Origin of the sequence: Streptomyces sp. NPDC005899 (assembly GCF_040629645.1) — a bacterium.
GTDB lineage: Bacteria > Actinomycetota > Actinomycetes > Streptomycetales > Streptomycetaceae > Streptomyces.
This window is the reverse complement of record NZ_JBEXWB010000263.1, coordinates 1-9,147: the sequence shown is the minus strand read 5'-3', so window position 1 is coordinate 9,147 and position 9,147 is coordinate 1. Positions and strand designations below refer to the sequence as shown.

The following is a 9,147-nucleotide window of genomic DNA, read 5'->3' as shown; positions in this document are numbered from 1 at the left end:
GCTTCTTCCGTCCCTGCGGCTTCCGGTCCTTCCGGATCTCGAACTCCACCGCACCCCTTCAGCTGGGGTGTTGCGACGACCACTGGAACCCAAGGATTACCCAGGGGCCCTCGTGCACCAGGAGTCGCGAGGAGCCGCGGAAGGTGAGGAGCGTTTCCGCTCGTCACCGGTGCTCGGATCCTGCCGCGATCAGCCGGGTCAGCGCTCGGTGTCGCCGTTGATGAACTTCTCGACGTTCTCGCGGGCCTCGTCGTCGAAGTACTGGACCGGCGGGGACTTCATGAAGTACGAGGAGGCCGAGAGGATCGGGCCACCGATGCCCCGGTCCTTGGCGATCTTCGCCGCGCGCACGGCGTCGATGATGACACCGGCGGAGTTCGGGGAGTCCCACACCTCGAGCTTGTACTCCAGGTTCAGCGGAACGTCGCCGAAGGCGCGGCCCTCGAGGCGCACGTAGGCCCACTTGCGGTCGTCCAGCCAGGCCACGTAGTCCGACGGGCCGATGTGCACGTTGTCCGCGCCGAGGTCACGGTCGCGGATCTGCGAGGTGACGGCCTGCGTCTTCGAGATCTTCTTGGACTCCAGGCGCTCACGCTCGAGCATGTTCTTGAAGTCCATGTTGCCGCCGACGTTCAGCTGCATCGTGCGGTCGAGGACGACACCGCGGTCCTCGAAGAGCTTCGCCATCACGCGGTGCGTGATGGTGGCGCCCACCTGGGACTTGATGTCGTCGCCGACGATCGGGACACCGGCCTCGGTGAACTTGTCCGCCCACTCCTTGGTGCCGGCGATGAACACCGGGAGGGCGTTGACGAAGGCGACCTTGGCGTCGATGGCGCACTGCGCGTAGAACTTGGCAGCGACCTCGGAGCCGACGGGCAGGTAGCAGACGAGGACGTCGACCTGCTTGTCCTTGAGGACCTGGACGATATCGACCGGGGCCTCCGCGGACTCCTCGATCGTCTCGCGGTAGTACTTGCCCAGGCCGTCGTGGGTGTGGCCGCGCTGCACGGTCACACCGGTGTTCGGCACGTCGGCGATCTTGATGGTGTTGTTCTCGCTGGCGCCGATGGCGTCCGCGAGGTCGAGGCCGACCTTCTTCGCGTCGACGTCGAAGGCGGCGACGAACTCGACGTCGCTCACGTGGTAGTCGCCGAACTGGACGTGCATCAGACCGGGCACCTTGCCGGCCGGATCGGCGTCCTTGTAGTACTCGACGCCCTGCACCAGTGAGGCGGCGCAGTTGCCCACGCCGACGATGGCTACGCGAACCGAACCCATGCCGATTGCTCCCTGTTGTTCTCGGTGTTCCCCGTCGGCGCCTCACGGCTCCGCGGGGGTTTCACTTGGTGTCGTCGGACGGATCCGGCCGGGTGTGGTCCCGGTGCCGGGGCAGGCCGCCCGTCTCTCCTGATGTGTCGTGCTGAGTGGAGCCCTCGGGGGAGGATCGTCGCTGATCCCGTCCCGACCGCTCGCTCTCGATGAGCTCGTTCAGCCAGCGCACTTCGCGCTCCACGGACTCCATGCCGTGTCGCTGCAGCTCAAGCGTGTAGTCATCGAGTCGTTCCCGGGTGCGGGCCAGGGAGGCGCTCATCTTCTCGAGGCGCTCCTCCAGCCTGCTGCGGCGGCCTTCGAGCACGCGCATCCGCACCTCGCGCTCCGTCTGCCCGAAGAAGGCGAAGCGAGCGGCGAAGTGCTCGTCCTCCCAGGCGTCCGGGCCGGCGTGGGAGAGCAGTTCCTCGAAGTGCTCCTTACCTTCCGCCGTCAGCCGGTAGACGATCTTGGCGCGACGTCCTGCCAGCGAGGACGCGGGTGGGGTCCCGCGTCCGGCGGTGGGCGGAAGTGCCGGATCGCTCGCCGTCTCCTCGATCAACCAGCCGCTGGCGACCAGCGTCTTGAGGCACGGGTAGAGGGTGCCGTAACTGAAGGCGCGGAAGATGCCCAGCGACGTGTTGAGGCGTTTACGCAGCTCGTACCCGTGCATCGGGGACTCACGGAGCAGGCCCAGCACGGCGAATTCGAGGATGCCGGAGCGTCTGCTCACCTTCGCCTCCTCGTTCGCCGGGTGCTGCCGCAGGGCCCGGAGGCCACCTTATGCCGCGCTGATGTATCGACTCGATACATCAGCACGATAGATCGGGACGTCATGTTCGACAAGGGCGACCGGAGTGAGCGGCGTCACATCGCCGATTACTGGGGAGTGACTTGCGTGCTTTGGGGTGAAGTTCGGCCCCAGGAGGTTTTTGACCCTGCGTAGTCTGTGCGGGATGCAGACCACCGGGAACCGTGAGACGCCTTCGTGCGTCAGTTATCGCGGACTGCCGGATGTACTGCGGATGAGCCTTCCGCAGGGCTTGTCCGTAATTCGGGGGGACCGGATCTCAACTGCCGCTTCCAGGCGCTCTCGCCTGCCCGAGGAGTAGTCGTTCGATGAGCGAGCACCGTCGCAAAGCGCCGCAACCGCAAGGTGGCGGACGTGCCGCGGCCAGACGAGCCGCCCAGCAGTCTGCCGGACGCCGTAACGGCCCGTCACGCAGAGCAACGCCAGCAGCACCCTCGGACGTGTACGGCGAGGAACCGTCGTACGGCAGCCGTGCCGAGGCCCGTCGCGCCGCGCAGCGGGGCGGAGGCGGCCGGCGGCGCGGTGGCGGGGACCCCGGAGGGCCGGAGGGGCGCGGCCGGGGCCGGGCCGACGGCGGGCCCGGCAAGAAGCGCTACATCGACTACCCCCGGGCCGGAAAGTACGGCGTGCGCCGCTGGGTGCCCTCGTGGAAGCTGGTCTCCGGGCTGTGCCTGGGCTTCCTGGGCCTCCTCATGGGTGTGGCCGGCGTGGCGTACGCGCTCGTCACGACGCCTGAGGTGAAGGACATCGCCAAGGCGCAGAACAACGTCTACTACTGGTCCGACAACACGCAGATGGTCGCCACCGGTGGTTCCGTCAACCGGCAGTGGATCGACTACGCGCAGATCCCCAAGGACATGCGGAACGCCGTCATCTCGGCCGAGAACAAGTCGTTCAAGGACGACTACGGGATCGACCCGATGGGTATCGCCCGTGCCTTCTACAACATGGCCAGGGGAGGTGAGACGCAGGGCGGCTCGACGATCACCCAGCAGTACGTGAAGAACTCGATGCTCACGCAGGACCAGACGCTGAGCCGCAAGTTCAAGGAGCTCTTCATCACGCTCAAGGTCGGACGGACCGTGAGCAAGGAGAAGGTCATGGAGGGCTACCTCAACGTCTCCTACTACGGCCGCGGCGCCTCCGGGCTCCAGGCCGCGGCGCGGGCGTACTACGGCAAGGACGCCACGGAGCTGGACGCGAGCGAGTGCGCCTTCCTGGCGAGTCTCCTCAAGGGCGCGAGCTACTACGACCCCGCGGGCGCACCCGACGTGGACCGGGTGCAGGCCACGAGGGAGAAGAACACCGAGCGGGCGAAGAAGCGCTGGCAGTGGATCCTCGACGAGGAGGTCAAGGACGGCCGCCTGGCAGCGGCCGAGCGCGCGAAGTACAAGACCTTCCCCATGCCCCATGAGCCGAAGAAGGAAGCCAAGCTCGGCGGCCAGACGGGGTACCTCGTGGACCTGGCCACCAAGTACTTCCTCGCGCACAACGAACACGACATCACCGAGCGGCAGCTGGCACAGGGCGGTTACGAGATCCACACCACCTTCGACAGGAACAAGGTCAGGGAACTCGAAGCCGCGGTCACGAAGGTGTACAAGGCCAAGATCGACCCGGAGAAGCGTCCGACCAAGGACACGCACGTCGAGTTCGGCGGGGCTTCGGTCGACACCAGGACCGGGGCGATCCTGGCCACCTACGGCGGCCAGGACGCGACGAAGCACTACACCAACAACGCCGACGTCACGGGCGCACAGGTCGGCTCGACGTTCAAGCCCTTCGTGCTGGCGGCGGCCATGGAGTACGGGAAACGCGACCCGAAGCTGGGCGAGGTGCAGGGTGAGGCGGAGCGGACCCCCGTCTCGCCCAAGAGCGTCTACAACGGCGACGACAAGCTGCAGATCAAGAAGTGGAACGGCGAGGTCTGGCACAACGAGGACGGCGGGCAGTGGCTCCAGACGAATGACGGACACCACTCCTACGGACCGATCACCCTGCGTACGGCCATGCAGGAGTCGGCGAACTCCCCCTACGTGCAGCTGGGCATGGACGTCGGCACGGACAAGGTGAAGGACGTCGCCGTCGCCGCGGGGCTGAACGACGACCAGTACATGGCGGACTCGCACGTCCCCTCGTTCTCCATCGGTACGTCCTCGCCGAGCGCCATCCGGATGGCAGGGGCCTACGCCACCTTCGCGACCAGCGGCAAGCAGAACGACCCGTTCTCGGTCACCGAGGTGAAGCACAAGGGCGAGGTCATCTACCAGCACAAGACGGTGACCAGGACGGCGTTCCAACGGGTCATCGCCGACAACGTCACCGACGTCCTGCAGAACGTCGTCGAACACGGAACCGGCACACCCGCCCGGCTTCCCGGCCGCGACGTGGCCGGCAAGACGGGTACCACGGACGGCAACAAGTCGGCCTGGTTCGTGGGCTACACCCCGCAGATCTCGACCGCCGTCAGCATGTTCCGGCTGGACGACGACGAGACGAAGAAGAACCGCGAGTTCCTGAAGATGTTCGGTACGGGTGGCGAGGAGAAGATCCACGGAGCCTCGTTCCCCGCGCAGATCTGGCACGACTACATGGCCGCGGCGACGAAGGGCATGAAGGTCGTCGGCTTCCCGAAGCCGGAGCCCTTCGGCGAGGAACTGTACGGCGGTGGCGCTTCGCCGAGCCCCAGCCCCACGCCCAGCCCGACGCCCTCGCCCTCGGAGTCCAGCGAGCCGCCGGCCACGCCGTCGCCGAGCGCGACGACCCCGTCCCCCACACCGACCCGCACGTGCAACGCGTGGGACTGGGAGTGCGAGCATCCCGACGGCGGCACCAGCAACGGGAACGACAACGGCGGGACCACCACCGGGAACCCCGGCGGGGGTACCGCGGACGGCGGCACGGAGGACGGCGGGACGACCACCGGGACCACCGAGGGCGCCGACGGCTCGACCGGCACCACGAACGGCAACAGCAACGGCAACACCAACGGCAACACCAACGGCACCAACGGCGGGTTCCTCGGAGGCGGCGGGTAGCTCCGCGCCATCGGCAGCCCCGCCGGGCGCCTGCCGGACACGTGTGACGAGGGCCGCCCGCACCCACCAGGTGCCGGCGGCCCTCCCGCGTCCCGTGTACGTGGCCCACGCGTCGCACACGGCGCGGTACGGCAGGATGTGCGGCATGCCAAGCGCAGAAGACACGAGCGTGGACCAGGAGCGCCCCGTCGTACGGCCGACGCGGCAGGACGAGATCGCCGCGGCCGGCAGCGAGCTGCTCGGTGGCCCTGTGGGCCGTTGGGCGCGTCTCGGCGCGGGGCCGCTCACCCCGGTGCGGGTCGTCGTGCTCGTGGCCATCGGGATGTTCGCACTCGGCATGGTGCAGAAGATCCCCTGCTATGACTGGGCGTGGTTCCGAGGCACCAGTTCGCAGTACACGCACGCGTGCTACTCGGACATCCCGCACCTCTTCGTCGGACGCGGCTTCGCCGACGGTCTGCTCCCCTACGCCGACCGGCTCAGCGGTGACATGGCGTACCTGGAGTACCCCGTCCTCACCGGCCTGTTCATGCAGGTCGCCTCCTGGCTGACACCGGCCTCCGGCTCCGACCCCATGCAGCAGCGCGAGCAGATGTACTGGATGGTCAACGCGGGGATGCTGATGATCTGCGCGGTGATCACGGCCGTGTGTGTCGCCCGCACGCACCGCCGACGCCCCTGGGACGGCCTGCTGGTCGCCCTCGCGCCGGCGCTCGCCCTCACCGCGACGATCAACTGGGACCTGTTCGCCGTCGCGCTGACGGCCGCGGCCATGCTGATGTGGTCCCGGGGCAGGACGCTCGCCTTCGGTGTCCTCATCGGCCTGGCGACGGCCGCGAAGCTCTACCCCGTCCTGCTGCTCGGGCCGCTGCTCCTGCTGTGCTGGCGAGCGGGCAAGTGGCGGGAGTGCCGGTCCGCGCTGCTCGGTGCGGCGGCATCCTGGCTGGTGGTGAACCTCCCGGTGATGCTGTACGCACCGGAGGGCTGGAAGAAGTTCTACACCTTCAGCCAAGAACGGCAGATCGACTACGGATCGTTCTGGCTGATCATCACCCAGCGCACCGGGCGCCCCATCGACGTCGACACCGTCAACACGGCCTCCGTGCTGCTGATGATCGTGCTGTGCGCGGGAATCGCCGGCCTGGCGATGGGAGCCCGGCACCGCCCGCGCTTCGCGCAGCTCGCGTTCCTGGTGGTGGCCGCCTTCGTCCTCACGAACAAGGTCTACTCACCGCAGTACGTGCTCTGGCTGATCCCCCTGGCGGCGCTGGCCAGGCCGCGCTGGCGGGACTTCCTCGTCTGGCAGGCCTGCGAGGTGATGTACTTCCTGGGCATCTGGCTCTACCTCGCGTACACGACGAGCGGTGACAAGCACCAGGGGCTGCCCCAGGAGGGCTACCAGGTGGTGATCGCCCTGCATCTCCTGGGCACGCTGTACCTGTGCGCGATGGTCGTCAGGGACATCGTGACGCCCGGGCGTGACCCCGTGCGGTACGACGGGTCGGACGACCCGTCGGGCGGTGTGCTCGACGGGTCGCCGGACAGGGTGTCGCTCGCCCGGCTGGTGCGTCCCGCCGCCCCGCACCCCGCACCGGCTGCCGAAGGACCGCGCGCGGAACGGGGCACGGCGGGCGGCCGGGTCTCCGGCTGAGCGGCCCCCGGAGGGTCTACCGGTCCACGAGGCGGTCGAACTGGGTGGTCGTGTGGCGCAGGTGGGCCACCAGTTCGTCGCCCACCTTCGGCTCCTGGGCGTCCGAGGGCACGAACAGGATCGAGACCTGCATGTGCGGCGGCTCGGCGAACCAGCGCTGCTTGCCCGACCAGACGAACGGCGACAGATTGCGGTTGACGGTGGCCAGCCCCGCGCGTGCGACGCCCTTGGCCCGCGGCATCACACCGTGCAGGGCCTTGGGGGCCTCCAGCCCGACCCCGTGCGACGTCCCGCCGGCGACGACCACCAGCCAGCCGTCCGAGGCGGCCTTCTGCTGGCGGTAACCGAACCGGTCGCCCTTGACGACGGGCGTCACGTCCAGCACCGCCCCGCGGTACTCGGTCGCCTCGTGGTCGCCGAGCCAGAGACGGGTGCCGATGCGGGCACGGAAGCGGGTCTGCGGGAACTGCTGCTGCAGCCGGGCCAGCTCCTCGGCCCGCAGGTGGCTGACGAACATGGTGTGGAGCGGCAGCCGGGCGGCGCGCAGGCGGTCCATCCAGGAGATGACCTCCTCCACCGCGTCCGAACCGTCGGTGCGGTCCAGGGGCAGGTGCAGCGCGAAGCCCTCCAGACGCACGTCCTCGATCGCGGCGTGCAGCAGCCCCAGCTCCTCCTCCTTCACGCCGTGGCGCTTCATCGAGCTCATGCACTCGATCACCACGCGGGCACCCACCAGGGCGTGCACGCCGTCCACGGACGACACGGAGCGGATGACGCGGTCGGGCAGCGGCACCGGCTCCTCACCCCTGCGGAATGGCGTGAGGACCAGCAGGTCGCCGCTGAACCAGTCCTTGATGCGGGCGGCCTCGTACGTGGTCCCGACGGCCAGCGTGTCGGAACCGAAGCGGATCGCCTCGTCGGCGAGCCGCTCGTGGCCGAAGCCGTATCCGTTGCCCTTGCAGACGGGCACGAGACCGGGGAACTGGTCGAGCACGGACTTCTGGTGCGCCCGCCAGCGCGCGGTGTCGACGTAGAGGGAGAGCGCCATGGCCGGCCCGGAACCTTTCTGGTGGCTGCGAGTGGATCGAGGGGTGAGGAACTGGAACGCGGAATGGGGCCGTGCTCAGCGGCGAGACATGTACATGTCGAGCGCCTTGTGCAGCAGCTTGTTGAGGGGGAAGTCCCACTCGCCGACGTATTCGACGGCCTCGCCGCCGGTGCCGACCTTGAACTGGATCAGGCCGAAGAGGTGATCCGTCTCGTCCAGGGAGTCGCTGATGCCGCGCAGGTCGTAGACGGTGGCACCCATGGCGTAGGAGTCACGCAGCATCCGCCACTGCATCGCGTTGGAGGGCCGCACCTCACGTCCGATGTTGTCGGACGCGCCGTAGGAGTACCAGACGTGCCCGCCGACGACGAGCATCGTGGCGGCGGAGAGGTTCACGCCGTTGTGCCGGGCGAAGTACAGACGCATGCGGTTGGGGTCCTCGTTGTTCAGGACCGTCCACATGCGCTGGAAGTAGGAGAGCGGGCGCGGGCGGAAGTGGTCGCGCACCGCGGTGATCTCGTAGAGCCGCTGCCACTCGGCGAGGTCCTCGTAGCCGCCCTGGACCACCTCGACGCCGGCCTTGTCGGCCTTCTTGATGTTGCGGCGCCAGAGCTGGTTGAAGCCCTTGAGGACGTCCTCCAGGGAACGGTTGGCGAGCGGGACCTGGAAGACGTAGCGGGGCTGCACGTCCCCGAAGCCGGCGCCACCGTCCTCGCCCTGCTGCCAGCCCATCTTCCGCAGCCGGTCCGCGACCTCGAAGGCGCGCGGCTCGATGTGCGTGGCCTCCACGTCCCGCAGGCGCTTCACGTCGGGATCCTGGATGCCCGACTTGATCGCGGCCGAGTCCCACCGGCGGATGACGACGGGCGGACCCATCTTCACGGAGAAGGCGCCCTGCTGCTTCAGGTGGGTGAGCATCGGCCGGAGCCAGTCGTCGAGGTTGGGGGCGTACCAGTTGATGACCGGGCCCTCGGGGAGGTACGCGAGATAGCGCTTGATCTTCGGCAGCTGGCGGTAGAGCACCAGGCCGGCACCGACCATCTCACCGCTCCTGTCGAACCATCCCAGGCTCTCCGAGCGCCATTCGGTCTTCACGTCCGCCCACGCCGGGACCTGGCAGTGACTTGCCGACGGCAGACTCTGGATGTACGCCAGATGCTGCTCTCGGCTGATGGTCCTCAGGGTCAGGCTCATGCGGGGCGCTCCTCGGCAGGTGTGTCCCCATCGGTCAGGGGCTCCGGCTCTCGCGCCGAAGCCTACTGTGACCGAGGGGCGCCTGGCCCGGCCC

General features: G+C 68.4%; 6 protein-coding genes. 2 read left to right on the top strand and 4 right to left on the bottom strand.

Annotated features, from left to right (window positions below; all coding sequences use genetic code 11):
- Positions 1 to 198: 198 nt before the first annotated feature.
- Together ABZ371_RS24190 and ABZ371_RS24185 are read right to left on the bottom strand one after the other, a co-directional pair.
- The gene (locus ABZ371_RS24190; RefSeq protein ID WP_358683182.1) at positions 199 to 1,281 is read right to left on the bottom strand and encodes an inositol-3-phosphate synthase; all 1,083 of its coding nucleotides are present in this window, start codon (positions 1,279 to 1,281) and stop codon (positions 199 to 201) included.
- 61 nt (positions 1,282 to 1,342) lie between these two features.
- Complete coding sequence (locus tag ABZ371_RS24185; protein ID WP_358683180.1) at positions 1,343 to 2,044, bottom strand: PadR family transcriptional regulator; 702 nt, start codon at positions 2,042 to 2,044, stop codon at positions 1,343 to 1,345.
- A 386-nt stretch (positions 2,045 to 2,430) separates the two neighbouring features.
- Here ABZ371_RS24185 and ABZ371_RS24180 point away from each other — a divergent pair, with 386 nt between their 5' ends.
- Both ABZ371_RS24180 and ABZ371_RS24175 read left to right on the top strand, forming a co-directional pair.
- Positions 2,431 to 5,160: a transglycosylase domain-containing protein gene (locus ABZ371_RS24180; protein WP_358683178.1), complete on the top strand. Its 2,730-nt coding sequence runs from the start codon at positions 2,431 to 2,433 to the stop codon at positions 5,158 to 5,160.
- Between the two features lie 145 nt (positions 5,161 to 5,305).
- Positions 5,306 to 6,811 carry a glycosyltransferase 87 family protein gene (locus ABZ371_RS24175; protein ID WP_358683176.1) on the top strand — a complete coding sequence of 502 codons (1,506 nt, stop codon included), beginning with the start codon at positions 5,306 to 5,308 and terminating at the stop codon, positions 6,809 to 6,811.
- A gap of 16 nt (positions 6,812 to 6,827) precedes the next feature.
- Here the strand turns inward: ABZ371_RS24175 and ABZ371_RS24170 are convergent, their stop codons facing one another.
- On the bottom strand, positions 6,828 to 7,859 hold the full coding sequence (locus tag ABZ371_RS24170; protein ID WP_358683174.1) for an alanine racemase: 1,032 nt from the start codon (positions 7,857 to 7,859) through the stop codon (positions 6,828 to 6,830).
- Between the two features lie 75 nt (positions 7,860 to 7,934).
- Complete coding sequence (locus tag ABZ371_RS24165) at positions 7,935 to 9,053, bottom strand: peptidoglycan bridge formation glycyltransferase FemA/FemB family protein (protein WP_358683172.1); 1,119 nt, start codon at positions 9,051 to 9,053, stop codon at positions 7,935 to 7,937.
- Positions 9,054 to 9,147 lie beyond the last annotated feature (94 nt).

Bases quoted from the DNA above. Each gene is read 5' to 3' on its own strand.
- ABZ371_RS24190 (WP_358683182.1), bottom strand. From the start codon at position 1,281: ATGGGTTCGGTTCGCGTAGCCATCGTCGGCGTGGGCAACTGCGCCGCC.
- ABZ371_RS24180 (WP_358683178.1), top strand. From the start codon at position 2,431: ATGAGCGAGCACCGTCGCAAAGCGCCGCAACCGCAAGGTGGCGGACGT.
- ABZ371_RS24175 (WP_358683176.1), top strand. From the start codon at position 5,306: ATGCCAAGCGCAGAAGACACGAGCGTGGACCAGGAGCGCCCCGTCGTA.
- ABZ371_RS24170 (WP_358683174.1), bottom strand. From the start codon at position 7,859: ATGGCGCTCTCCCTCTACGTCGACACCGCGCGCTGGCGGGCGCACCAG.
- ABZ371_RS24165 (WP_358683172.1), bottom strand. From the start codon at position 9,053: ATGAGCCTGACCCTGAGGACCATCAGCCGAGAGCAGCATCTGGCGTAC.